This window comes from Caballeronia sp. LZ065, from assembly GCF_031450975.1.
GTDB lineage: Bacteria > Pseudomonadota > Gammaproteobacteria > Burkholderiales > Burkholderiaceae > Caballeronia.
Genome location: NZ_JARUXV010000001.1, coordinates 343,917 through 369,018, shown reverse-complemented (window position 1 = coordinate 369,018; position 25,102 = coordinate 343,917). Strand labels below are relative to the sequence as shown.

Genomic DNA, 25,102 nt, shown 5'->3' with positions numbered 1-25,102 from the left:
CAAAGCCTGTGCTATAAAGCGGTCGTTGAAGCAGCCCAAACTGGGCCGCTGCCAGTTACCAAATTTATTGAGTCATGTCCAAAGCCCTGATCATCGCTGAGAAGCCCTCCGTCGCGAACGACATCGCGCGGGCGCTGGGCGGCTTCACCAAGCATGACGAGTACTACGAGAGCGACGACTACGTGCTCTCGTCGGCCGTCGGCCACTTGCTGGAGATCGCTGCGCCCGAGGAATACGACGTCAAGCGCGGCAAGTGGAGCTTTGCCAATCTGCCGGTCATTCCGCCGCATTTCGACCTGAATCCGATCGCGAAAAGCGAGTCGCGCCTCAAAGTGCTGACCAAGCTGATGAAGCGCAAGGACGTCGACCGCCTCATCAATGCATGTGACGCGGGGCGCGAGGGCGAACTGATCTTCCGCCTGATCGCGCAGCATGCGAAGGCGAAGCATCCGGTCCAGCGGCTCTGGCTGCAATCGATGACGCCCGCCGCGATCCGCGACGGCTTCGCGCACCTGCGCAGCGACGCCGACATGCAACCGCTCGCCGACGCCGCCCGCTGCCGTTCCGAAGCCGACTGGCTGGTCGGCATCAACGGCACGCGCGCGATGACCGCATTCAACAGCAAGGGCGGCGGTTTCTTCCTGACCACAGTCGGACGCGTTCAGACGCCAACGTTGTCGATCGTCGTCGAACGTGAAGAGAAAATCCGCCGCTTCGTGCCGCGCGACTATTGGGAAGTGCGCGCCGAATTCATCGCCGCGAAGGGCCTGTATGAAGGCCGCTGGTTCGACCCGAAGTTCAAGCGCGTCGAGAACGATCCCGAGCAGCGCGATTCGCGCCTGTGGAGCCTCGCGGCCGCGGAATCGGTCGTGGCGGCCTGCCGTGGCAAGACCGGCATCGTCACGGAAGAATCGAAGCCGTCCACGCAGATGTCGCCGCTGCTCTTCGACCTGACGAGCTTGCAGCGCGAAGCTAACGGCCGCTTCGGCTTCTCGGCGAAGAACACGCTCGGTCTCGCGCAGGCGCTGTACGAAAAGCACAAGGTCCTCACCTACCCGCGTACCGATGCACGCGCGCTGCCCGAGGACTACCTGAGCACGGTCAAGGACACCATGACCATGCTCAAGGACAGCAATAACTATCTGCCGTTTGCCAAGCAGGTGCTCGACAAGGGCTGGGTGAAGCCGAACAAGCGCATCTTCGACAACTCGAAGATCAGCGATCACTTCGCCATCATCCCGACGCTCCAGGCCCCGAAGGCGCTGTCCGAGCCGGAGCAGAAGCTGTACGACCTGGTGGTCAAGCGCTTCCTGGCGGTGTTTTTCCCGGCGGCGGAATTCCTCGTGACGACACGCATCACCGAGGTCGCCGGGCATCACTTCAAGACCGAAGGCAAGGTGCTCGTCGAGCCGGGCTGGCTGCAGATCTATGGCCGTGAAGCCGCGGGCGAAGACGGCAATCTCGTGCCGGTGCAGAAGGACGAGAAAGTCGATGTCGAGAAGGTCGCCGCTCACGGCCTCGTGACCAAGCCGCCGGCGCGCTATAACGAGGCTTCGCTGCTCTCGGCCATGGAAGGCGCGGGCAAGCTCGTCGAGGACGAGGAACTGCGCGACGCGATGGCCGCCAAGGGTCTCGGCACGCCGGCGACGCGCGCGGCGATCATCGAAGGCCTGCTCGGCGAAAAGTACATGGTGCGCGAAGGCCGCGAACTGATTCCGACCGCCAAGGCGTTCCAGTTGATGACGCTCTTGCGCGGTCTCGGCGTCGAGGAACTCACCGCACCCGAGCTGACGGGTCAGTGGGAGCACAAGCTCTCGCAGATGGAACGCGGCAACCTGCATCGCGACGCCTTCATGCAGGAAATCGCGCGCATGACGCAGACCATCGTCAAGCGGGCGAAAGAATACGATTCCGACACCATCCCCGGCGATTACGCGACGCTCGAAACGCCCTGCCCGCATTGCGGCTCGCAGGTGAAGGAGAACTATCGCCGCTTCGCCTGCACCCAGTGCGAGTTTTCGATCTCGAAGATTCCGGGCGGCCGGCAGTTCGAGATCCCGGAAGTCGAGGAGTTGCTGCGCGAGAAGACCATTGGGCCGCTGTCGGGTTTCCGCAGCAAGATGGGCCGGCCGTTCTCGGCCATTCTCAAGCTCGCGCTCGACGACGAGATCAAGAACTACAAGCTCGAATTCGACTTCGGCCAGGACAGCGGCGGCGAAGACGGCGAACCGCCCGATTTCTCCGAGCAGACGCCGGTCGGCGCCTGTCCGAAGTGTCAGTCACGCGTGTTCGAGCACGGCATGAGCTACGTCTGCGAGAACTCGGTCGCGAATCCGAAGACTTGCGACTTCCGGTCGGGCAAGGTCATCCTGCAACAGGAAATCGCGCGAGAGCAGATGCAGAAGTTGCTCGGCGAAGGGCGCACGGACCTGCTGACGGGGTTCAAGTCGTCGCGCACCGGGCGTAACTTCAAGGCGTTTCTCGTCAAGCAGCCGGACGGCAAGATCGGCTTCGAGTTCGAGAAGAAGGAAGGCAAGCCGGCGGCGAAATCGGCGGCGGCCAAGCGCGGCGCGGCTCAAGCCGAGGCGCAAGCGGACAGCGGCGACGACGCGGGCGACAACGATGTCGCCATAGCCGCCAAGACCACGCGCGCCAAGCCTGCCGCTGCCAAGAAGGCGCCTGCGAAGAAAGCTGCCGCAAAGAAGGCCGCGGCGCGCAAGACGAGCTGAGCGCATTTCAGTTGCCTGTGGCCGGTAGCCGGCGGTTCCGCCGGCTCCAACGCGCTCCGCGAAGAAGACCACGGCGCAGACGAGCTGAGCGCCTTCCGGCTGCTCAGCCGGCGATTCGGTCGGTTCCAAACAAAAACCCCCGCGAAGCGTCTTCGCGGGGGTTTTGCTTTTTCATCTGCGCCGGGCGCGAGCCTTTCAGAACGGCGATGCCGCCGGCACGCGCCCACGCGTCCGTGAGGGCTTCGCGAGCTTCGGCCCCAGTTCGCCATCGATCGGGCGCGAACGCGGCGGGGGGACCGGTTCGTCGTCGGCGTGCTCGTAGTGCGACTGAGCGGCAGGCGCGACCGGCTGGCCACGACCATCGCGAATCCATTGCTCGCCGAGCTGGTGATTCGGCGTCTGGCTGAAATGCTCGACCAGATGGTCGATGAAAGTGCGCACCTTCGCCGGCAAGTGACGGCGGCTCGGATACGCGACGTTGATCTCGACCTGCGGCAATTGATGGTCGCCAAGCAGACGCACGAGCTGGCCGCGGGTCGTATCGGTGCCGATCAGATAGCTCGGCAGGATCGCGATGCCCATGCCGAGCAGGGCGAACTGCCTCAGCATCTCGGTGTTGTTCGCGATGATCACGTTCTGCGGCCGCACGCGCACTTCGCCTTCCGGACCCGTAAACACGCGCTCGTCGCCCCAGTATTCCGACGGCAGGCTCAGGCAAGGATGCTCAAGCAGATGCTCGGGGCGCGTCGGCGTACCGTGTTTCTCCAGGTACGCGGGCGTCGCGCAGACGGTCATGCAACCCGTCGTCAGGCGCCGCGTGACGACGCTCGCGCTCTTCACCTGCCGCGCGATGACGATGCCGACATCGAAACCTTCCTCGACCAGATCGACCTGACGGTCCACCAGCGTCACATCCGGAATCACCTTCGGATAGCGCTGCGCGTAGGTCTGCAACACCGGCGCGAGATTGTGCAAGCCGAAGACCACCGGCGCGACGATCCGCAGCGAACCCAGCGGTTCGTGATTGCGCGCCACCACCATTTGTTCGACGTCTTCGAGCTCGTCGAGAATTTGCCGCGCCCGCTCCAGATAAACCTGACCGGACTCGGTGAGCGAGAGACTGCGCGTCGTGCGATTCAACAGACGCGTGCCAAGGCGACCTTCGAGGTCCGCAACGTGACGCGTCGCGACTGCATTGGAGATGTCCATCGCGCTCGCGGCCCGGGCGAAACTCCCCAGGTCGGCAACACGGACGAACACTCTCATCGACTGCAAATGATCCATAAGACAACTCCTGCCGCCATGCGGCTTGAATTCTGCTGCAACGCAATTCAGGATTATCCTAGGACTGGGCGTTTCGTGCAGAAGTTGCCGGGAAACAGGAAAAAGTCGAAAAAAAACGGTCGGCGGGGCGTGTTACGCAGATGAAAGATCACCGATTGTTGCGGATCGCACAACGCTTGATCGGCTGTATTCCTGTAAGCGGAATTTTGTCCAGGCTGGCGGGGCGGTTTTTGACGGTGTAGATGCGCAGAAAACGGGCCCGGTGCGATGGGCCCGATATTGGGGATTGATTTGATCGGTGTTACCAATCCGGCATGCAACCTTGCCGAATCGTCCCGCCGATCAAGCCGACTCAGGCCGCCAGACGCTTTTCCATTCCAGCCTTGGCTTCCGGCAACGCGCCCGGAAGACCTTCCTGCAACTTCGTGAAAAGCTCGTCGTGCAGCGCGAGTTCGTCGCGCCAAGCCGTGTCATTGACGGAAATGACCTGTTCGAACTGCTCGCGCGAGAAACCGAGCGCACCCCAGTCGATGTCCTCGTAGCGCGGCGAAATGCCGAACGCATGCTCCTCGCCCTGCGACGTGCCTTCGATCCGGCCGATCATCCAGTTCAGCACGCGCATGTTCTCGCCGAAGCCCGGCCACACGAACTTGCCGTCGTCACCCTTGCGGAACCAGTTCACGCAGAAGAACTTCGGCACTTTCGCGTTCATCGCGTCCAGGCGCTCGCCCATCTTGAGCCAGTGCCCGAAATAGTCCGCCATGTTGTAGCCGCAGAACGGCAGCATCGCGAACGGGTCGCGGCGCACGACGCCCTGTTGGCCCGCGGCGGCGGCCGTGGTTTCGGAGCCCATCGTCGCGGCCATGTAGACGCCTTCGTTCCAGTCGCGTGCTTCCGTCACCAGCGGCACCGTATTGGAGCGGCGGCCGCCGAAGATGAACGCGTCGATCGGCACGCCGGCCGGATTCTCCCAGTCCGCGTCGATCGACGGACACTGTGACGCCGGCGCCGTGAAACGCGCGTTCGGATGCGCCGCCTTCGCCCCCGTTTCCTTGGCGGTCGCAGGCGTCCAGTCGCGGCCCTGCCAGTCGATCAGATGCGCGGGCGGCGTATCCGTCATGCCTTCCCACCAGACGTCGCCGTCATCGGTGAGCGCGACGTTCGTGAAGATCACGTTTTCCTTCAGCGTGGCCATTGCGTTGAAGTTGGTCTTCTCGCTCGTGCCCGGCGCGACGCCGAAATAGCCTGCTTCCGGATTGATCGCGTACAGGCGGCCGTCGCGGCCCGGCTTGATCCACGCGATGTCGTCGCCGATGGTCGTCACCTTCCAGCCGTTCAGGTCGCTCGGCGGAATCAGCATCGCGAAGTTGGTCTTGCCGCACGCCGATGGAAACGCCGCCGCGACGTGATACTTGCGCCCTTGCGGCGACGTCACGCCAAGGATCAGCATGTGTTCGGCGAGCCAGCCTTCGTCGCGGCCCATCGTCGAGGCGATGCGCAGCGCGAAGCACTTCTTGCCCAGCAGCGCATTGCCGCCGTAGCCCGAACCGAAGCTCCAGATCTCGCGCGTTTCCGGAAAGTGGACGATGTACTTCGTATCGTTGCACGGCCAGGGCACATCCTTGCGGCCGTCCGCCAGCGGCGCGCCTACCGAATGCACGCACGGCACGAACTCGCCTTCCTCGCCGAGCACGTCGTACACCGCGCGGCCCATGCGCGTCATGATGCGCATGTTCGTCACCACGTACGGACTATCCGACAACTCCACGCCGATATGCGCGATCGGCGAGCCGAGCGGGCCCATCGAGAACGGCACGACGTACATCGTGCGGCCGCGCATGCAGCCGTCGAACAGGCCGTCGAGCGTGACGCGCATTTCTTGCGGTTCGATCCAGTTGTTCGTCGGACCGGCATCCTCGCGACGCTGCGAGCAGATGAACGTGCGGTCCTCGACGCGCGCGACGTCGGACGGATCCGAGCACGCGAGAAAGGAGTTGGGGCGCTTCTCGGGGTTGAGCTTCTTCATCGTGCCGGCGTCGACCATTTGCTGGCAGAGGCGGTCGTATTCTTCCTCCGAGCCGTCGCACCATTCGATACGATCCGGCTTCGTCACGGCTGCGATGCGCTGCACCCATTCGATGAGCTTGCGGTGCCGGACATGAGCCGGCGCGTCAACTTCGTTGGACTTGATATTGTGATCTTCGACTACTGCGGGCTGGTTCATCGAGCTTGTCTCCGTTCTCTGCAATGAAAACCTGGGCCCTCTGACGCTGCGTGCGAGAGGCTTGCGAGTCGAACCACCGGGCGTTTTCGTGCGGTCCCGATGGACGGATTCATCGCACGAAATGCAGTTCGACAGCCGGTGCGGCGTCACGGGCATGAATCCTTCAGCATAAGTGCCGGACCGCTGCCCGGCTTGCGTCGCGAAGGAACAAACTGTTAAAAAGAGATACTAAGTGGCCGGTCTCGTTGCGGATTACCGTGGTTTCCGCAAGTTGCGCTGAAATTCTTTCTTTTGGCGCTGCGAAACAGGGCTCCTGAAATGTGGGAGTCAAGCATAACATCGCATCGCGCAGCGGCCGTAATGCAGCGCAGCAGGCCCGCTGGAGCACAATTTATCGGTATTTACCCGAATTCAAGTGCTCTATTCTCGCGCTTGCCCGAAATACAGCACGTTTGATGCCTAACAAAAGCCAACCAATGCCCATGAAAATCGCCATCCTCGACGACTACCAGGACGCCGTCCGGAAGCTCGGCTGCTTCCATCTGCTCGATGACCATGAGGTAAAGGTCTTCAATAACACGGTGCGTGGGCTCGGACAGTTGGCCAGCAGACTTTCGGAAGTCGACGCCCTGGTGCTGATCCGCGAACGCACGCGCATCAGCTCGCAACTGCTCGACAAGTGTCCGAAGCTGCGCATGATCAGCCAGACGGGGCGGGCCGGCGGCGGACACATCGACATCGATGCCTGTACGGAACGCGGCATCGCGGTGCTCGAAGGCACGGGCTCGCCGGTCGCGCCGGCCGAACTGACGTGGGCGCTCATCATGGCGGCGCAGCGGCGCATTCCGCAGTACGTCGCGAATCTCAAACAGGGCGCGTGGCAGCAATCCGGATTGAAGACGTCCGCCCTGCCGCCGAACTTCGGTCTCGGCCAGGTGCTGCGCGGCCAGACGCTCGGCATCTGGGGTTACGGCAAGATCGGCAAACTGGTGGCGGGGTATGGCAAGGCGTTCGGCATGAACGTGCTCGTGTATGGCCGCGAGCATTCGCAAACGGCCGCGCGCGAAGATGGTCATGCGGTGGCCGAGAGCCGCGAGGCGCTGTTCGAACAAAGCGATGTGCTGACGCTGCACCTGCGTCTGTCCGATGAGACGACGGGCATGGTCAAGCAGGACGATCTGATGCGGATGAAGCCCACGGCGCTGTTCGTCAACACGAGTCGCGCCGAATTGCTGGAAGACAATGCGCTGCTCAACGCACTGCATCACAACCGGCCGGGCATGGTGGCTGTGGATGTCTTCGAAAGCGAGCCGATCCTGCAAGGCTACGGCCTGCTGCGGCTGGAGAACGTGATCTGCACGCCGCACATCGGTTATGTGGAGCGCGAAAGCTACGAGCTGTACTTCAGCGCCGCGTTCAAGAACATCCTCGCATTCGACGCAGGCGATACGTCAAGCGTGTCCAACAAGGAAGCGTTGCAGCAAGCGCGGCGGCGCTGAAGGGGCGCTATAGCGTCGAGATGTCGATGTCCGGTTCGCAACGTACCGGACAGTTCACCGAGTTGGCGATGAAGCAATAGCGGTGCGCCTCTTCATGCAGGCGCGCCGCGAGAGCTTGGTCGCCCCCCGCGCCGATGGTCACGCGGGGGCGCAGCAACACATCGACGAAGCGGCCGTGGCCCTGCGCTTCCTCCTGCATCGTGCCGACGGCTGCATCGACATAGCCGGTCACGACGATTCCATTCGTCGCGCAGAGATGCAGATACCAGAGCATGTGGCACGACGACAGCGACGCCACGAACAACTCCTCCGGATTGTGACGCGCAGGATTGCCGCGGAAGGCGGGATCGCTCGAGCCTTCTATTGCCGTCTTGCTGCCGGCGCGCACGAGGTGATCGCGCGAATAGGCGTCATAGGCGGAGGTGCCCGAACCCAGGTTGCCCGTCCAGTCGACGGTCAGTTCATACGTGTGCTGCTTCGCCACGATGTGCTCCTCATCCTCAGACAGGTTGCGATGCGGTTTCGACCAGACGCGGCAGGCGCTCGAGGAAGTCATCGGCGTCGGCGCGGCCCAGGTCATAAGCATGTTGCATCTGGGATGGACTCGTATAGTCCCAGCTTGAAATCGGCACCTTGCGCGACGGCTGAACGTAGATGCGTCGCTGTGCTCCATGCGGTACGACGAACATGCGCTCGCGCGGATAGAGCCGCGTGACCATGACGAGGACGAGACCCGGAGCGGCATCGAGCGCGGAGACGGGCACGTTGTCGACCATGCCGCCGTCCAGCACGGGACGGCCGTGGCGACGCAGGATCGGCGTGAACGGCGGCGTGCTCGACGATTGCAGGATGAGGTCGGCGAGATCGTCCACCGTGGCGCAATCCTGTGCCTTCACAAACTCCGGATGGAAGCCGAGCGTCTGGCCGAGAGTCGGATGGAGCGTCTTGCGCAGGTATTTCTCGATGTTGTACGCGATGATCCCGGCCGCGACCGCACTGCGCGCGCCGAGCCAGCGCGGCAGATGCGACACGCCGATGCGGATCTCGGGCGCGTGCCGGAGTTCGGGAAAGCGGTCCGCGAAGATGTCGAGCAGCGCCTGACGGTAGATGCGGTAGTGCGGGAACACCGACTCGCCGCGCAGCAGGTTGCCCCAGTAGGCGTTTCTCGTGTTGTCGCGCAGGACGTGGGCGTAGTACGCCATCACGCGGCGCGATTCGTTCGTGTAGAGCATGCAGGCCGTGGCCGCGCCCGCCGAAATGCCCGCGATGATGCGCGGCTTCAGATCCAGTTCTGGCCGGATGACGTCCCAGAAGCCGGCTTGCCACCAGCAGCGGTTGCCGCCGCCCGCGAATACGACTTGGTCGAACATTTATTGGTTGATGAGCGCGTAGGTGGTGGTGGCGTGGGCGGCGAGTTCGCCTTGTGCATCGCGCATTTCGATGTCGCCGAAAACGAGATTGCGGCCGCGTCGCTGGACGCGGGCGGTGACGAGGATGTCGCCGGACTTCACCGGGCGCATGAAGGTGGTGTTCAGGGAGACCGTGGTCATCGGCGAAAAACCGCCCATGACGTGTGAGATGGCGACGACCATCGCGGTGTCGGCGGCAGCCATGAAGACCTGGCCGCAGATGACGCCGCCCGCGTGACGCAGGTGGTCGGCATGGGGCAGGCGGAGGGTGATGGCGTCGTCGGTGATCGTGGATGGGGTGAGGTGCAGGTCTTTGACCCAGGGCGCGAGGATGCTGTCGAGCAAGGCGCGGATGGCGGGATCGTCCATGAGGTTCTTTGGAGTCGTCGGGCGGGAGAATGCGCTCATGATAACGGGATGGGGAGGTAGGCTGGTTGCCCTCGCGACGTTGCCGCGCGCCGGAATTTTTCAGAAATTTGCTAAAAGGGACTTGCGCGTGGTCGAAAACCACCGCTATAATTTCGCTTCTGTCGGGGCGTTAGCTCAGTTGGTAGAGCAGCGGACTCTTAATCCGTAGGTCGAGTGTTCGAGTCACTCACGCCCCACCAAAAAAATCAAACACTTAGCCCGGTCATTTGACCGGGCTTTTTGTTTTCACGAGTTCTGTGTAGGCACCATGTAGGCATATTAGATCGCCGTCAATCAATGCGATGTGATGAGCCGCAGGCGACAACAAGATGCGGGAACGCCAGCAAGCTCCCTGCCATTCGCGTCGAATGCCATCGCAACTCGTTCAAGACAAACACCCTAGAAACCTGCCTGGCGTTGCGCTGGACGTGGACGACCGCGATGCGTTTGTTTGCGAGCCGCGGAAGGGCGTATTAGACGCTTGAGTGGAATGGACAGTCTCACGACACTTGCATCCTAGCCGCTTGCGCCTTGAGCGCGCGCATTCTCCTTTGAGCCGGCAAGGAACAAACGAGGTAGCCTAGCATAAAGCCTCTCTTACCAACGAACGCCACCATATCGGACTTCCGCAACCGCAACTCTCCAAGATGAAGAGGCAAGCGAACGGACAGGCCGGTGAGAATTATGAAATGCACAGTCGCGCCGACTAAGTGATGGCGTCGGTCTGGAGGGAGAGATTGCTCGACGAACATTCGACGAAGTGAGTCACGCATGACCGCGCCCGGTAAAAAAATCGCCGACGAGTTCTATATTCATCTGTCGGCGGTCGAGACAATCTGTGATCCGAGCATTCGCCAGGCAATTGACCGTGCGATCGAAAGCTTGTCACCACAGCATTCGGACTTGCCGAACGTCGCGAAGATCAATGTGCGTACGGGACGGTTGTCGCTCCTTTCATACCCTGACTTCTTCGACGCGCCCTTTCCCGTCCTTGCGGCGACATGGGTGTTTCCGCCTGGCGAAGCAGGCCCAGCCTCGCATCGAACCTATGCGGATTCGCTGAACCCTCCCATCCTGCACCGTAAGGAACTACTGCTCCCCTTGTCGCATCCCATGCGGGAGCAATGGGCAAACTTAACAAAGACCGCCGAGAATCTCGGCCTGTTCGACGATGTTGCCACCATCGGGTTTCGCCTTAACTGGGATAGGGTAGTACAAAGCAAGGGCTACCGCCTGGTAGGCAACGACTTCCTTCCGATAGGAAACGATTACAGCGCCGGCAACGAGCTTCCAGGGCAGAACTCTGGCGGAGCGATCCAGCGTCATCTAACCGCACTCTCGCGAGCAGGCCTTTCGGCGCCCGTACAGATGCTAGTTCGCCATGGCTTAATCCAGACTGGAATGTCGTTCTTCGACTATGGCTGCGGTCGAGGCGGGGACGTTTCCGCGCTCAACTCTGAAGGCATCTCCGCCCACGGCTGGGATCCCCACTACTTTCCTCAAGCGTCTATCGCACCCGCGGACGCTGTTAATCTCGGTTTCGTTATTAACGTAATTGAGGATCCCGGCGAGCGAGTGGAAACTATCGTGAAGGCGTTCAGATTAGCGCGGAATGTGATGTCCATCGGCGTCATGCTTTACGGTGGTGACCTTCCCGGAAAACCTTTTGGCGACGGCTTCCTTACCTCACGAAATACCTTCCAAAAATACTATTCACAAGTCGAATTGAAGGACTATATCGAGCAGGCCCTTCAACGCGACGTTTTCATGGTTGGACCAGGTATTGCCTTCGTCTTCGCAAATATCGAAGCTGAGCAGCGCTTCAGCGCTGGCCGCTACCGACGCAGCGACGTCGCTCGGCGACTCTTGGCCACCCGCCCGCCCAAGCCGGCCGACGCAACGGTCGCTCGTGAAGCCAAGACACGTGATTTGCGGCTTCCTCCCATCTCACGCGCGGCGCAGCGTCTTGCTTGTGCGCGTCCGCTGCTCGACGAGCTTTGGGCGAGAACTCTCGATCTCGGCCGCACCCCTCGCGACAGTGAAGTCACGAACCTCGCGTCAATCGACGCTGAACTTGGTGGATTGCCCAGGGCACTACGGCTCTTGACCCGCCACTACGATCAGACGATGCTCGGGGCGGCGGCGGAAGCTCGGGCGGATGATGTTCGTCTTCTAATGGCAGCACAGCAGTTTGCGAAACGCCCCGCCTATCGACACCTTGAGCAACGGCTACAATTCGACATAAAGGCATTTTTCGGAAGCTATCGGTCGGCACAAACTGCGGGCCAACAACTACTGCGCGATGTGGCCGACCCTTCAAAAATTATGGCGGCTTGCCGGCTTGCCGCGACTCAAGGTCTTGGATGGCTTGACGGGGAACATTCGCTGCAACTACATATATCACTTGTAGAACGCCTTCCCGCGCTCCTTCGCGTATATGTCACTTGCGGGCTGATCATCTGGGACGCGGTCAGCGACGTACAGCTCGTCAAGATTCACATTGCCTCCGGCAAGCTGACGCTAATGGAACTCGAGGCCTTCGACGAAGAGCCGCTTCCTCGCCTACGCCGCCGCATCAAGATCTCGCTGCGCAAACTTGATTGCCAAGTTTTCGACTACGGCAGCCCGGACTATCCTCAGCCGTTGCTTTATCGCAAGCACCGCTATCTACACGAAGATCATCAAGGGTATGCCGAACAACTCAACTTCGATGAGGCTCTGGATCGATCAGGCATACTCAGTGACGACTGCGAGTTCGGACCGACAGCCGAAGCGTTGCTAGCAATGCTTGAGGACAAGCGATTGACCATTGACGGAATGAGGCTTAGCCGGTGCTCATCGATCCCCGATCTAAACGCTCCCTGTGGCGCGTTCCTCACGTACCGCGCGCTGATTGAGTGCGGAGAAACGCGACAGCGTCTTGACATTGCCAATCTGCCGCTGAATCCAGAAAGCTACAATGCACTTCATGACCTTGCAACCCAGATATTGGATCCGGTGATCGAGTACTTCGGGGCTATACGGCTCACTTACGGATTCTCGTCAGCCGAGCTAACGCGAAATATTAAGCGCGGGATTGCCCCGGAGCTTGACCAACACGCCGCCTGCGAACACGGGCCCAAGGGAGGGTTCGTGTGTGAGCGCGGGGGCGCGGCCTGCGATTTTTTTATTGAAGACGAAGATATGCACGATGTCGCCGAATGGATAATCAGCAATCTACCGTTCGACCGGCTCTACTACTACGGACCGGACAGACCTCTTCACGTCAGCTATACCCCGGAGCCTGCGCGTCTGTCGTACCGAATGATCTTGTCATCAAGCGGGCGGGTGATGCCTCGCCCGTTCCCTTTGTGAGCGAGCGCTATGCGTGCCCCTGCCTCAAATCTTTGTTATAGCCGCTTCGATGGTTCGACGGATGAGCGATCTACCGGAGCCGCTCGCATTCCGGAAGGAGTCTTCCGAAAAGTCAATGGCGCCTGCGGGCCCAAGCCTGTTCACGAAATACTTAGAGCTGATATCGCGCGCTTCGTAAGCGTCCGCCGCAAGGCCGCGCAATATATCGAACAATGCTTGAACCCCGACAGTCTTAGTGATGAATGATCCCGTTCCCGCCTTCGACCAGAATACCCCCTCACACGCAATGAGAAAGTTGAGCACCATCGTGTAAATGACTGCGTCCTGGCTCTCAAGGTACGCGGCACGCAGTGGAGACTTATCTTTACGAAGAGCTATAAGAGCGCTTCTCTTCTTCCTTTCTCCGTCCAGCAGGCCCGCGTTGTCCTTCTTTGGGTTCGACGTAATCAGCCGCATGATCCCTTCGACGACAACGGCGGTTGAGACCTTCCATGGAGCCCCTGCCCCCATTCGGGCAAGCGCGTCATCTTTTTTAGGCGCAATCACAATTCGGCCCTTGAGGGGCGACTTTTCGTCCGTGCCAAGCTTTCGCGTCAAGAAGACTGCGAGCTTGTCTGGGCTCCAAAATTTTTCGTCTTCTTCGTCGATATTGTAGCCAAACAGTTCATAAGTGAGGCTCTTGTCGACCGGCTTTTGCGTCGAGTTGATCGTTGCAAAAAGCTGCGCTTGATACGGCTTTGGCAAGTCAAGGAATATCGAGCAAATGAGGTTCATGTCGAGGCGCTGCGGTCGGGCGCTTACGAAAGCGAACAGTCTGTGCTGCCCATCGATAATTGCCGCAAGCTTCTCCTTGGTTGGAATACGCAGAACGCAACAACCGTCATCTTGCTCGGTAATTGACCAACGTCGGCCTGTTGCCTCCGGACGCCGCTCCTCGATCTCCAGATCATCGTCTTCAATCAGACCGTCTTCCTTACGAAAATTAGCGGCGAGAATTATCGAATTGGGGAATGCCGCGTCCGGGCGATTGATGTAGTCGGCGATCAACTGCAATCGCTTTGGGTTCATCAGCCTCTGCGTGCCGTCCAAGTCGTAGTAGTCGTCGCCTTCGCGCAGGTTGGCGCTTAGCACATCGCTAAATGCTACCTCGAGCAGCACCCGAGCTTGGAGAATCGCGACATAGTAGACGCCCATCGGCTGTTCTACCCGCAACGCTCGCACCTCCAGCGGAAATTCAAGCATGGCGTTGCCCCCTACGTGTTGAATTGGTCAAGACTGCCGGGCAGATCGCCATCAACAGCCTTTCCCCCTGTCGCGGCATCAGGATCAAGTAAATCTTGTTGCTTTGCGTTCGCTATCCACCACGACCATAGAGCAAGTACAGACGCTGCCGCTCCGACAACGAGCGCGGCGCGGTCTGATACGGCTTCAGGGGTGATGAAGAAAATTGCAACTATTAGGGCCGCCAACACTACTATTGCAAAAGCGCGCAGTGAGCGTTCGTGATCTTCAGCCCAAATCAATTGCATGCAGGATGAGCCGGCAAGGGCAGGGAAAAAGGTGATCACAGCCGTACGGAGGGAAGCAAGCGAGGCGAGCGGCTCATGGGCAGTCGGCACAAAGTACAGGTACGACCGAAGTTCTGTCCAAATGCCCGCACCACCAAAGATGAAGACAGCAACAACAAAATACGAAACGAAGCTAAAGTGCCCCAAGGGCTCCCGGCTTCGCTTCCCTAATTCGCGCGCAAGCCTTTTCCATGATGCCGCCTTTCCTTCGATCGAGCTCCCTGCCATTCCATCTCCCCATTTCGGCAATCGAGGTTATTAGTCTGCGCTACAGTAGCGGACCCGGAGCCACCTAAAACGCCTTCACCTTGATGGGCCTCGAATCCTTTACTGTCATAAACACGCCAGTGGGCAGTGCGGCGAAGCTGACCTTGCCTCGGAACATGTTTTGAAGTACCTGGTTGCTCGCTGCGTTCGTCTTGAAGCAAATCGGCAGCCCAATATTTTCGAGATGGTCGTCGCCGGCCCCGTCGTAGTCATCGGGGCTCTGTGATGCGAGCGCGACCATGAGACCCTTAGAACGGTGCAGCCTGATGTTGTCAGACAGCGCTTTGTGCCGAGAAGCGAGTAGATGGCGAGCTTCATCGACCGCAAGGACCGCACGTATGGCACGGTGGCCCTCGGCGTCCTGAGGCGCTTCGCTAGTTCGTTTAAGGAAAGTGTTCAGGGTATCGAGAAGCATGTAGGCCGCGAGGTTTTTTTGTGTATCGTGCGCACCCGCGAAGGTGATGATCCAGCTCTGGGCAAAAAATTGGGCAGGTGGCATTTCGGGCCGAAAAATGGTGCGCTCGGTCAAGTCGCTGATCGTCGAAATCACGCTGTCAGTCTTCAGGCTCCGATCCTGATAAAAGTCCCGCAGTGCTTGGCCGACGTCTTCAAGACTGATTTGCTTGCGCATTGAGAAGAGCGGGCGGAGCGCGTCCTTTATAGCCTCCAATTGCACCGCGCCCGCTTTGCTCTGCATCACCTTGGCAAACGAGTCGCGGAAGCCCATGATGGCATCCGATGCTGCCAGATCCGACCCGTCCGATCCAAAAAACATGTCGAGTGGTATCGGCTCGTCGGGCACTCGCACGACGCGAGCGCCGACAGCCTTGATGAAGTCATGCCGGTTGGCAAGGTCGCCTTTGCCAAGATCGAGCAGGATCACCGGCGCACCGCTCTGCTTACGCACTTGAGCAATCATCTCGAGCATCGTGCGGGTCTTTCCCGACCCGGCCTGACCCATGACTGCAACGTGCGGTGAGTACCCGACACCGTTGACCGTCCATCGGAACGGCCCGTCCACGTCCACTGTCCGCCCAAGATCTACGATGACGGGGGCGGGGTCTCCGTTTGAACCTTCCCACTGCGTGCCAGACACGTCCGCCGTCGCGGTAGGACTTACTCCGCCACTTTCAGGAAGGTTTGCTCGCCTACGGACAAGCACATCGACGAACTTGTTATAGTCCTCGCCCGCCTCCTCCCAATCTTCAAACAGCAGCGCGATGCCGCGATTCCAGTGCCGCCTGACGAGGTCCTGTAACGTCGACAGCGTCATCTCCGAGCGAGGGTCGGTTCGGCGGAGATGCGTGAACAATAGACCCACCCAGAGCGGAAGCTCGTCCACGCCGAACAGAACATCCCCTTTGATTGACTTTCCCGCCCCGTCCAAGTTACCGGTCGGATAGGTGCCTTCGGAAAGGGACCGTCCGATGGCAAGACGCGCAACGCGGTTCCTAGCCTGCAGGCCGAGACTTGAGCGCAGCTGCTCAGTGCGCTTGTCTGCATCAGCTGATGTCTGGAAGCCAGCGAGGAGCACCTGTTCCAAAGTGACGGCGCTCATTGTGTCAGATCCATAAAGTACTCGTTCTCGATAGCCAACGTACGGCCCACGCCGCTGCCAATCTCAGCGTGCTGAAGCAAGTACGTAATACCAATGTTGGGCTCCATAGCCGCATAAGTTTCGCGGTCAATTTCCTTGTCCTGCGACAGGAGGATCACTTGCCGCTTCTTGTCGGAAACCCAATATTTGAGAATGTTTGCTCTGTGCGAGCTATCGAGACGGCCCAGCGGCGTATCGACAACCAGCGGCGCATCGATACCGGAAATATCAGCCAAGCCGGCGAGCAGCGCAGTCGCGAACACCTGATTCTCTCCTGCGGATTTGTCGAATGGGATCTCCTCACCTTCCTTGCTCAGGATAGTGGTTCGGCCCGACTCATCGATATGAATACGATTCACATGTTTCTTGTGCGCGAGCTTTTTGTATACGCCCGTCATAGCCTCAGCGAGCTGCTCCACCTTAAGCGCATACAGCCGAGGGATCAAATCGTTGATGAGGTCGCAGACGCGCTCGGCTCGACCCACCATGGACTTGACCGGGTTCGCCTGGACAAACTTCTCATGCTCCCGGGCATAGAGTGCGCGCTCCTGGTCGATGGTGCCCTTGAGGCCTGACATCTGCCGCTCAACGTCGCCTAACTCCCTTTGGCGCTGATCCAAGGTTGCATTTACCGCAGTCAATTCACCGTTAAGCTTTGCAAGCGAGCCGTCGCGGTCTACGCCTTCGATCTTGGTGTAGCGATTGACCAGTTCCCGAATCTTCTTTTGCAGAGACTCGCGTTTTGCTACAAGACCGAGCACATCCTGCGCGCCCATGCGAAGGCCGTTCATAGCCTGAAGCAGCGCAGCACGCTTAGGCCCGAGGTAATCGTGCACTACTACTTCGGCGCAGCCCGGCGGCATAGGGTAGAACAAGCTTTCCCATGCCGCGTTCAAACGTGACTGCAGAGCGGCCTCTTGCTCCGCAGTTAGCTCCGGCGTCATTGGTGGCTCGGCGGTCGCGTAGAACGTCCCAATGAATTTGGCCTTCTCGGGCTCCAAGCTCCGCTTGCGAGCGTCCCAGCTATCACGCGCAATTTCTTCCTGTACCTGCTTCGACAGCCCTTCCATGAGCTCGCGCGCGACTAGATGGAAAGGAAGCTTGCTCGCGACCAAATCATCCAGCGCATCCTCGGTGACTTTAAGTTCAGTTTCAGCATCAGCCTGCTGCTTAACTACGTCCGAAACGCTGGCCACATCGCCTGCGCCAGCGCCGAGCTGCATCATCCGATTCGTCAAGTCTGTGCGTTGCGCCTGCAGAGTTTTGACCGCCTCGTCCAGCGATTGCTGTTTGCGTTCGGCGTCCTCGTATTCGCGTTCGTGTTGCGACAAGGTCTCGAATAGCTCGCGGTGCTTCTGTTCATCCATGACCGAGATGCCGGTCGAACGATTTGTTTGGAATTCCTCCAAACGCTTCTTGAGCTTGCGTAGCAATACAACGCCCAACAATCCCTCGATCCCGGTGCGAATTTGATCACCACGACTTTGGTCCGCGAGCTTCTTTACCTCTTCACCATCAAAGAAGAAAAACGGCGCGACGTGCGCGGGAATAAATCGCTGGTCCAGCAGCTCGGGAAGACGATCCGAAGCAACCGCCCGGCCCCTAATTCCGTCGCGAACCTCGTAGATGACTACCTCGTCCTCGCCGGTCCAATCGCCCGAGCGGCTGAAGAACCATTTACGGGTCACTTCGAAACCCTCAGCCTTAGACTGGTTGATCTGGATCTTCACCCACATCGAGTCCCGTCCGGTGCGAATCGCCGTGCCGTGCAAAGCACGCTCGACAAACTTTCGGTAGCCCACATCGTCCTTCAGGCCGGCGCGGCCAAGATGCTCCACCGCCTCTTTACCGAAGAGCCCGAGATAAAGAGCCTCAAGTATCGAGGTCTTGCCGTATCCATTCATACCGCCTATCAGCACGATATTCCTGCCGCCGCGCGGCTGCGGGAATTCAAAAATCTGATGCTGATAGCTCTTGAAGTTGAACAGTTCGATCTTTGCAATCCACATGGCGTCGTTGATCTTCTAGTCCATGCGGCTAAGGGTTTCTTCGATGCGGGGATACACGTTGCGTGCCCGCTCCTCACCAGAGCGTTCTCGCTGAATACCGACCAGATCTTCGAGCACGTCCATCGGCACGCCATGCTTCACGCATAATTGTTCCAGGACGGCTCGTGCGCTAGCATCCGACCAAAGCGGCAGATCGCCCAGAAAAACATCACTCATTATTCGTCCCTCGTTGTTTGGTCGGCCGGCTGATTTCTTCGGCCCAAGTCGCCTGGATTCGTTCGATTTCATCTGCTGATATCAACGTCTCGCCGTATTCAGCCTGAGTTGCCAGCAATTTGTCTAGAATCATCTTCCGCGCCTGAATCGTAAAAGGACCCGGCACATGCTGAATCTGTTCGCCGCGAGGATTAAATCGAATTTCGCCGTTGCGTCGTTCGACCGAGCGATAGCGTGGATCATTACGAATGTCCTTCAGCCATTGCCGGAAGTGGATGAGCGCGGAGAAGTGGTGGTTGCCGGAATCAACGAACCCTTGAAGGCTCTTATCTTTCTCAACCACCGTGCATGTCCAGCAGCCGAAGCGGCTGTTGGCGGTCCCGCATCCAGGTGCCTCATCCTTACTCAAGACCACGGGGCACTCGCCGCCCTCGGCGTCCCTATAGAGCTGGATCAAGTCGCGGTGCGTTCCGCCCCAAGGAGGCTCGCGCCCGCCGAGCACTTCCCACACATCGTCGATCGTTAGATGCACGATCGGCCGGTAGATGAAAGCACCCGGCAACTCGGAATGCGGCGTTAGATTTGAATCGGCAAGATTTCGGAACTTATTTATTGAGTTGCGTCGGCTCTCGCTCTCGTCAAGTCGCACGCCGAGCGCGACGATCGCCGCCCCATGCGCTGAAACGTGGTCGAGGATGTAACGACTAGTCGGTTGAATCTTGAGCCGATCAGTACACCAGCGCATAGTCTGGTTGGGGCTTGGATAGCCCTTTCCAATGAGCAACGCCCAAAACGTCTTGTCAGCAGCCGGACGCGTCGTAGCCACGGTAACGGGCAAGCGAAGGCTTCCGGCCATTTCACGAAGCGCCGTTTGCACTTTCGCGAGGTGTGCCATGACGAGCGGACTTTCAACCTGCGTGTCGTTTGAAACAACGTGAACGTGCCGCTTTCGGCGCGACGGTGGGACCTGAAGCAGCGCCTCGAAGACCGCCTGCGCCACGACAGTCGAGTCCTTGCCGCCCGAAAACCCGATAATCCAAGGGTAATCTTGGACATCGGACATGTATTCTGCTCGCACAGAGGCGACAACTTCGTCCCAGACGTCGAGCGTCTCGCAAGGCGCCGCCTCAACTCGAGCGTCAGGCCCAACAACGGTCTGTTCGGTTATCATTTGAAAATTTGCCCCTTGGCGTTCCAGACTCGCGGCCAGCCTACCGACCGCTTCGCTCGAAGGTGATCTTGAGGCGCGCGCCTACGGCATCGGCGAATTTTTTGAGCGTTCGGGTCGAAGGAATTGTTCGACCTGCTTCCAAGCGAGCGATGTTGCTTTGGGTTGTCCGCATCCGCAGCGCGACTTCCTCTTGCGTCAAACCCGCACTGCCGCGTGCTTCTGCAATGGCATCCGCCAATGCGCGCCAAGCGTCCTGCGATGCACGCGGTTTCACGCTGAGCACCGCTTTAGGCAATTCAAGATCCTGTTTTTCGCGTCGTGCCACCTTACCTTTTTCCATATCTCTCCGAGGCGCAGGGACAACGGAAGGCTGTCGAACACGCACCCTGTTGCCGGCAGGCGGTTGGCGTTCTGTTTCTGGAATGATCGTCGTGGCGTGCGTCATGCTAACATCATATCGAAAATGATATGCAACCGCAACGCGACGACCTCCCGCGGTCTCCTGTTGCGCCTATGTGCGACTGAAGATCAATCTTACCGACGTGTCGCCTCCGTAGTTGCGCCATGTATACGGACGCGTGACGCTGACGGCAGTTCCACACCTTCGACGCTACTCTGGACCTGACGGGGAAAACCACCTCGATCTGACGAGTGTACCGGTACACCTTCGAAGTGCGTCGGTGTGCGTCGCCTTGGGCCGGGCTTCCGGGCTATGCACGGGACCTTCATTGCGTTCCGGCCACCACGGGCGTCGACGCCAATTTTCTGGCCTTCCGATACCGGCCCGGACCGGGACTCAATATCGGCTCCAGTTCGCGTTCGCCGCCTTCGCTCATGCTGGCAAATTGCGAGGCATCGCAGTGTACGGAGTTCGCGCTCGACACGCCGCGACTATACCCAAGCGCGTTCTGACAAGGAGATGACGACCGCGTTGCGTCGCGCACATCAGCCCATCAATTCGCGGTGACGGGCATGCTGTTTTCCTGCAATTAGTCTGCACACGTATGGCATCAGGCTATGAGCGGCAGCAGAGGGACAACTGCTGCCCTCCTTGTGACCTAAAGAATCGAACCTAGAAGATTTGAGACGTATATCACTGACGGGAGACAAGGAATGGTCCTCGCTCAACCGTTAACTATCCATACGGTTCAAATTTTCTGGAAACCACATGTTCTCAGATACTTCATTTTTAAATCGCACCGCGCTTGAATGTCCCCGCTGTCAGTCACCCCGCATTGAGGCCCGCAACAACGCTCGAAAAACGGGAGGAGCAATTGGCGCGGTGGCTGGTGCGGCAAGCACTGCAACCGCCGCGATGTCGGGCGCAGAAATTGGCGCAACCGCCGGGATGATCGGTGGCCCTGTCGGTTCAATCTTCGGACTGGTTGCAGGCGCGGTTATCGGCGGACTTCTCGGCGGGGCCGCAGGCTGTGCAGCGGGTACCGCCATCGGCGAAGCCATCGACGATAACGTCTTAGATAACTACCGGTGCCTTGAGTGTGGTCACACATTCAGCTGGTGCAAATTCGAAGCCTGACCCCGAAACTCGCGTCGTAAGGCCATTTACCTGCCGATGCTCCACAGTCTTCCCACAGTCCCAATTCCCTAATTTTAATCTCAGTGCTCGCGTATAAGCCCAGGCTCGCGCCGGTCTTATACGTTCGTTCCGTTACAAAGGAGTCGAATATGCATCTAATACAAACTATGGCCTACGTCAACGAGACCCCGTGGCACGGCCTGGGCAATCAGCTAGCGCACAACGAGCCGTTGGAAGTCTGGGCGCGACAAGCGGGTATGAACTGGAAGATCGAAGAATCCGAGGTTCGTTTTGTTGCGGGCAAAGCAGGCCTCGGTTCCATCCATGCCTTTCCGGAACAGAAGGTGTTGTATCGCTCGGATACCAGAGCGCCGTTGTCCGTTGTATCAAGTCGCTATCAGGTCGTCCAGCCTGAAGAGATTCTGGAATTTTATCGGGATCTCACCGAGGTCGGTGGTTTTGAACTCGAAACAGCAGGTGTTCTGAAGGATGGCAAAAAGCTCTGGGCGCTCGCACGCACTGGCCAAACCGTGTCGCTCAAAGGCCGTGACAAAGTCAACGGCTATCTCCTTCTTGCCACAGCATGCGACGGCACGCTCGCGACGACCGCACAGTTCACTTCCGTTCGTGTTGTCTGCAACAATACACTGGCCATCGCGCTCGGCGACAGCAACGGTGCGATCAAGGTGCCGCATCGTAGCCAGTTCGATGGACAGGCTGTAAAGCGCCAACTTGGCATTGCGATCTCGTCGTGGGATGGATTCATGGTGCGGATGAAAGCGTTGACCGAACGAAAGATCTCTGCCGAATCGGCCGAAGCATACTTCAGGCGCGTGTTGACCTATCAGACGAGTAGTGCGTCCAACACGCCGGACAAACCGGCCACGACAGCTAACGACAGCGCGATACGAGTCGTTCACGATCTCTTCGCCGGACGCGGCAAGGGATCCACGCTGGCGTCTGCCTCCGGGACGGCTTGGGGACTGCTCAACAGCGTGACCGAGTTCGTCGATCACCAACGCCGGGCACGGAGCGAAGACCACCGGCGCGACGCTGCTTGGTTCGGTCAAGGGGCGACGCTCAAACAAAAGGCGTGGGACGAAGCGCTGAAACTCGTCGTCTAATCGCTACCTCTGCATGGTCGTACCTTTAACCATTGTCTGCTTCCGTCATACGGCGCCCGGTTGAGCTCAGGCTCACCGGGCGCTTTTTATTTGCCCGTCGGGAAGAAAGCCATGTCGCGACTTAACCAACAAGCAAAACCCGCAAAGAAAGGATCCGCATTGCGTTTGATCGAAACCCGCAGTCTGAGCCGGGACAACTGGCTAGAAGTGCGCAGGACCGGTATCGGCGGGTCCGACGCCGCCGCCGCAGTGGGTTTGAATCCGTACAAGAGCGCTCTCCAACTATGGCTCGAAAAAACCGGGCGTGACACTGGGCTCGCGCAACTCGATCCACACGATACCACCCAGCCTGTCTACTGGGGTTCACTACTCGAACCCATTGTCGCGGCAGCCTACACTCAGCAGACCGGTAACCGCGTTCGCAAGATCAACGCCGTCCTCCAGCATCCAACTATTCCCTTCATGCTCGCTAATCTCGACCGCGAGATTGTGGGCGTGCCGGGGTTGCAAATCCTGGAATGCAAAACGGCTGGCGAATTCGGGGCGCGACTCTGGCGAGGCGGTGTGCCGGAGTATGTGCAGCTGCAGGTCCAGCATCAGCTTGCGGTCACGGGCAAGGGCTCCGCCGACGTCGCTGTGCTGCTATGCGGCCAGCAACTCAACGTTCATCGCATCGTACGCGACGACGAACTGATTGCCCGGCTCATCCCGCTCGAAGCGGCGTTCTGGCAGTACGTGACCACCGACACAGCACCGCCTGCGGATGGCTCTGATTCCGCTGATCGCGCCCTGCGTTGCTTGTATCCGGGGCGTACGGACACGGTTGATTTCAAGGATGACCGTAGGCTCTCTGCGGCGTTCGCCGATCTCATTGCGGTACGCGCCGGGATTGAAGCGGCCAAGGAGCAGGAGGCCCGGCTTAAACAGACCATCCAGCAGGCGATGGGCAACGCTTCCCGTGCGCGGTTCGAAAACGGCGAGGTCTCGTTCAAACGCAGCAAAGACTCAACTGGCATCGACCTGAAGCGGCTGCTCGCCGATCACCCGGAATTTGAATTGCAATACGCCACCACGAAACTCGGCTCACGCCGCTTTCTGGTTTCCGTTTGAACCACTACCTCGTTTTAACCCGCCCTGCATTTAGGAGATTCACATGCTTAGAGGTCTGGCCATCACGCCTCCAATCGTCGGTCGGATCACGATCGGCCGCGTCGTCGAAAAGAATGGTAAACGCCTGCCTGAGAAGGACGATCAGTTCACTCTCACCAGCCAGATGCGGCACGCGAGCGGTTGGCTCCCGCACCCGCTCAACGAACTGCTTCGTAAAGCGACTACGGGCAAACTCCGCTCCATTCCGGTCAGGATGCTGTTTAACGATCCGGACCTTAACCTACGTGCCGAATACAGCCTGTTTGATCGCAGGACCGGTCGTCCGGTCTGTGTCGGCGACGGCGAAACCTGCCGGCGCGTCACGGACGGCGGTATTGCGGTAATGGGCTGTCCGACCCCTGACGGGTGCGAGTTGGGAGAGGCCGGTGGGTGCAAGCCGTACGGACGGCTCAATGTTACGGTCGGCGATGAAGATGAGTTGGGCTCCTTCATTTTCCGCACCACCTCCTACAACTCGATCCGCACCCTCTCAGCGCGGCTTCGGTACTTCAGTGCGGTGTCGGGTGGATTGCTCGCCTGCTTGCCGCTCGAATTGAAGCTGCGTGGGAAATCAACCACGCAGAGCTACCGCTCGGCTATCTTCTACGCCGATCTGGGCGTGAGGGCTGGCAGCAATCTCGAGGACGCCATCGGGCAGGCGCGTGAGCTTGATATGCGCCGGCGAACAGTCGGGTTCGATCAGGCTGCACTTGATGTCGCAGCCCGCACAGGCCTCGCAAACGGGGCCTTTGAAGAGAGTGCCGAGGAAAGCGCTGCTGTGACGGAAGAGTTTTATTCCCGCGCCGAACCAAGTGATGGAACCGGCGCAGGTAATTCTGGGGTTGTGGCTACTACGCGAATTGTCGACGATACAACGAGTACAAGCGGAAAACAGGGAAAACCGACGCTGCGTGACAAGCTCGACAGGCGCGCTGCACTGCTGGGAGGAACGACGGCATGATACGCAAGTATAGTGGGGCCGCCAGCCACTCGCATCGCAATGCGTCGGGGCGACACCGGCGTTGGTAGTCGCCGCAATGGCGACGGCAATCTGCGTATCCGGCTTGGCCGCAGCACAAAAGGCGCCGCCTGCGTGCTTTCGAGTCTCGCACTAGCCCATCACAGTCCGGACCGGTCGTGACGGGAAATCCCGGATTCCCTTCACATTCCTAGCATCCGATTTCGTTCGGAGGCGTTCATTCGTCCATGCCTGGAGAAATATTGTCATGAATCAGCTAGCTGTAACACCCACGAGACGCCGGTTTATATCCGGGCGACTTTATGCCACGCCCGCAGCGCTCGAAGAGTTGCGGGCCGTTAACGTTTCAGTCGGCGACTTGTTGAGCCGCCATCTGCGCGGTGATTGGGGCGACCTAAGCGCTGAAGACCGCGTGCAGAACGATCTCGCGCTTCAGATCGGTCTGCGTGTGCTGTCCTGCTATGCGCTTCCCGGAGACGGAAGTGTATGGATCATCACCGAATGGGACCGGTCGATAACGACCGTACTGCTTCCTGCCGACCATTAGGCACCGGCTTTTGGCATGTCTCGATTTCGCC

At 59.4% G+C, this 25,102-nt stretch carries 20 protein-coding genes and 1 tRNA gene; 9 read left to right on the top strand and 12 right to left on the bottom strand.

From position 1 onward, the window contains the following. The first annotated feature begins 74 nt into the window (after nt 1–74). A complete protein-coding gene (locus QCE63_RS01710) occupies nt 75–2,729 on the top strand; it encodes a DNA topoisomerase III (RefSeq protein WP_309829928.1) in 2,655 nt (884 codons plus the stop codon). A 195-nt stretch (nt 2,730–2,924) separates the two neighbouring features. On the opposite strand, the gene QCE63_RS01705 is transcribed toward QCE63_RS01710, so the two are convergent. Both QCE63_RS01705 and QCE63_RS01700 read right to left on the bottom strand, forming a co-directional pair. Continuing rightward, nucleotides 2,925–4,013: a LysR family transcriptional regulator gene (locus tag QCE63_RS01705; protein ID WP_309829927.1), complete on the bottom strand. Its 1,089-nt coding sequence runs from the start codon at nt 4,011–4,013 to the stop codon at nt 2,925–2,927. 352 nt (nt 4,014–4,365) lie between these two features. After that, the gene (locus QCE63_RS01700; RefSeq protein WP_309829926.1) at nt 4,366–6,237 is read right to left on the bottom strand and encodes a phosphoenolpyruvate carboxykinase (GTP); all 1,872 of its coding nucleotides are present in this window, start codon (nt 6,235–6,237) and stop codon (nt 4,366–4,368) included. 482 nt (nt 6,238–6,719) lie between these two features. Between QCE63_RS01700 and QCE63_RS01695 the strand changes: the two genes are divergently transcribed. Then, a complete protein-coding gene (locus tag QCE63_RS01695) occupies nt 6,720–7,736 on the top strand; it encodes a D-2-hydroxyacid dehydrogenase family protein (RefSeq protein ID WP_309829924.1) in 1,017 nt (338 codons plus the stop codon). A gap of 7 nt (nt 7,737–7,743) precedes the next feature. Here the strand turns inward: QCE63_RS01695 and QCE63_RS01690 are convergent, their stop codons facing one another. The 3 genes from QCE63_RS01690 to QCE63_RS01680 are packed head-to-tail and all read right to left on the bottom strand — an operon-like array spanning nt 7,744 to nt 9,514. Then, nucleotides 7,744–8,220, bottom strand: a complete 477-nt coding sequence (locus tag QCE63_RS01690) for an OsmC family protein (protein WP_309829922.1) — start codon at nt 8,218–8,220, stop codon at nt 7,744–7,746. A gap of 16 nt (nt 8,221–8,236) precedes the next feature. Beyond that, nucleotides 8,237–9,106 carry a patatin-like phospholipase family protein gene (locus QCE63_RS01685; RefSeq protein WP_309829920.1) on the bottom strand — a complete coding sequence of 290 codons (870 nt, stop codon included), beginning with the start codon at nt 9,104–9,106 and terminating at the stop codon, nt 8,237–8,239. Further along, a complete protein-coding gene (locus tag QCE63_RS01680; protein ID WP_309829918.1) occupies nt 9,107–9,514 on the bottom strand; it encodes a PaaI family thioesterase in 408 nt (135 codons plus the stop codon). A gap of 163 nt (nt 9,515–9,677) precedes the next feature. On the opposite strand from QCE63_RS01680, the gene QCE63_RS01675 reads away from it, so the two are divergent. Then, nucleotides 9,678–9,753: transfer RNA gene (locus tag QCE63_RS01675), tRNA-Lys, on the top strand. 571 nt (nt 9,754–10,324) lie between these two features. Then, entirely contained in the window at nt 10,325–12,907 is a 2,583-nt protein-coding gene (locus QCE63_RS01670; protein WP_309829915.1) for a DNA phosphorothioation-associated putative methyltransferase, read from the top strand. Between the two features lie 24 nt (nt 12,908–12,931). Here the strand turns inward: QCE63_RS01670 and QCE63_RS01665 are convergent, their stop codons facing one another. The 7 genes from QCE63_RS01665 to QCE63_RS01635 all read right to left on the bottom strand — a co-directional run bounded on the left by QCE63_RS01665 (nt 12,932) and on the right by QCE63_RS01635 (nt 20,075). Continuing rightward, nucleotides 12,932–14,149, bottom strand: a complete 1,218-nt coding sequence (locus QCE63_RS01665; protein WP_309829913.1) for a DNA phosphorothioation-associated DGQHR protein 1 — start codon at nt 14,147–14,149, stop codon at nt 12,932–12,934. Nucleotides 14,150–14,160: 11 nt separating this feature from the next. Next, a complete protein-coding gene (locus QCE63_RS01660) occupies nt 14,161–14,703 on the bottom strand; it encodes a hypothetical protein (protein ID WP_309829911.1) in 543 nt (180 codons plus the stop codon). Between the two features lie 64 nt (nt 14,704–14,767). Beyond that, a complete protein-coding gene (locus tag QCE63_RS01655) occupies nt 14,768–16,300 on the bottom strand; it encodes a DndE family protein (protein ID WP_309829909.1) in 1,533 nt (510 codons plus the stop codon). Then, complete coding sequence (gene dndD / locus QCE63_RS01650; protein WP_309829907.1) at nt 16,297–18,348, bottom strand: DNA sulfur modification protein DndD; 2,052 nt, start codon at nt 18,346–18,348, stop codon at nt 16,297–16,299. The genes QCE63_RS01655 and dndD overlap by 4 nt, the downstream gene beginning before the upstream one ends. Nucleotides 18,349–18,363: 15 nt before the next feature. Beyond that, nucleotides 18,364–18,564, bottom strand: a complete 201-nt coding sequence (locus QCE63_RS01645) for a DNA modification system-associated small protein (RefSeq protein WP_309829905.1) — start codon at nt 18,562–18,564, stop codon at nt 18,364–18,366. Then, entirely contained in the window at nt 18,557–19,735 is a 1,179-nt protein-coding gene (gene dndC / locus QCE63_RS01640; RefSeq protein WP_309829903.1) for a DNA phosphorothioation system sulfurtransferase DndC, read from the bottom strand. The genes QCE63_RS01645 and dndC overlap by 8 nt, the downstream gene beginning before the upstream one ends. 40 nt (nt 19,736–19,775) lie before the next feature. Further along, nucleotides 19,776–20,075 carry a helix-turn-helix transcriptional regulator gene (locus tag QCE63_RS01635; protein ID WP_309829901.1) on the bottom strand — a complete coding sequence of 100 codons (300 nt, stop codon included), beginning with the start codon at nt 20,073–20,075 and terminating at the stop codon, nt 19,776–19,778. A gap of 828 nt (nt 20,076–20,903) precedes the next feature. Between QCE63_RS01635 and QCE63_RS01630 the strand changes: the two genes are divergently transcribed. The 5 genes from QCE63_RS01630 to QCE63_RS01610 all read left to right on the top strand — a co-directional run bounded on the left by QCE63_RS01630 (nt 20,904) and on the right by QCE63_RS01610 (nt 25,071). Further along, nucleotides 20,904–21,272 carry a hypothetical protein gene (locus QCE63_RS01630; protein WP_309829899.1) on the top strand — a complete coding sequence of 123 codons (369 nt, stop codon included), beginning with the start codon at nt 20,904–20,906 and terminating at the stop codon, nt 21,270–21,272. A 149-nt stretch (nt 21,273–21,421) separates the two neighbouring features. Continuing rightward, the gene (locus tag QCE63_RS01625; RefSeq protein ID WP_309829897.1) at nt 21,422–22,396 is read left to right on the top strand and encodes a DUF932 domain-containing protein; all 975 of its coding nucleotides are present in this window, start codon (nt 21,422–21,424) and stop codon (nt 22,394–22,396) included. Nucleotides 22,397–22,507: 111 nt separating this feature from the next. Beyond that, nucleotides 22,508–23,506, top strand: a complete 999-nt coding sequence (locus QCE63_RS01620) for a lambda-exonuclease family protein (protein ID WP_309829895.1) — start codon at nt 22,508–22,510, stop codon at nt 23,504–23,506. Nucleotides 23,507–23,549: 43 nt separating this feature from the next. Continuing rightward, on the top strand, nt 23,550–24,506 hold the full coding sequence (locus tag QCE63_RS01615) for a phage capsid protein (RefSeq protein ID WP_309829893.1): 957 nt from the start codon (nt 23,550–23,552) through the stop codon (nt 24,504–24,506). A gap of 265 nt (nt 24,507–24,771) precedes the next feature. Beyond that, nucleotides 24,772–25,071: a hypothetical protein gene (locus tag QCE63_RS01610; protein WP_309829891.1), complete on the top strand. Its 300-nt coding sequence runs from the start codon at nt 24,772–24,774 to the stop codon at nt 25,069–25,071. Nucleotides 25,072–25,102: the final 31 nt, after the last annotated feature.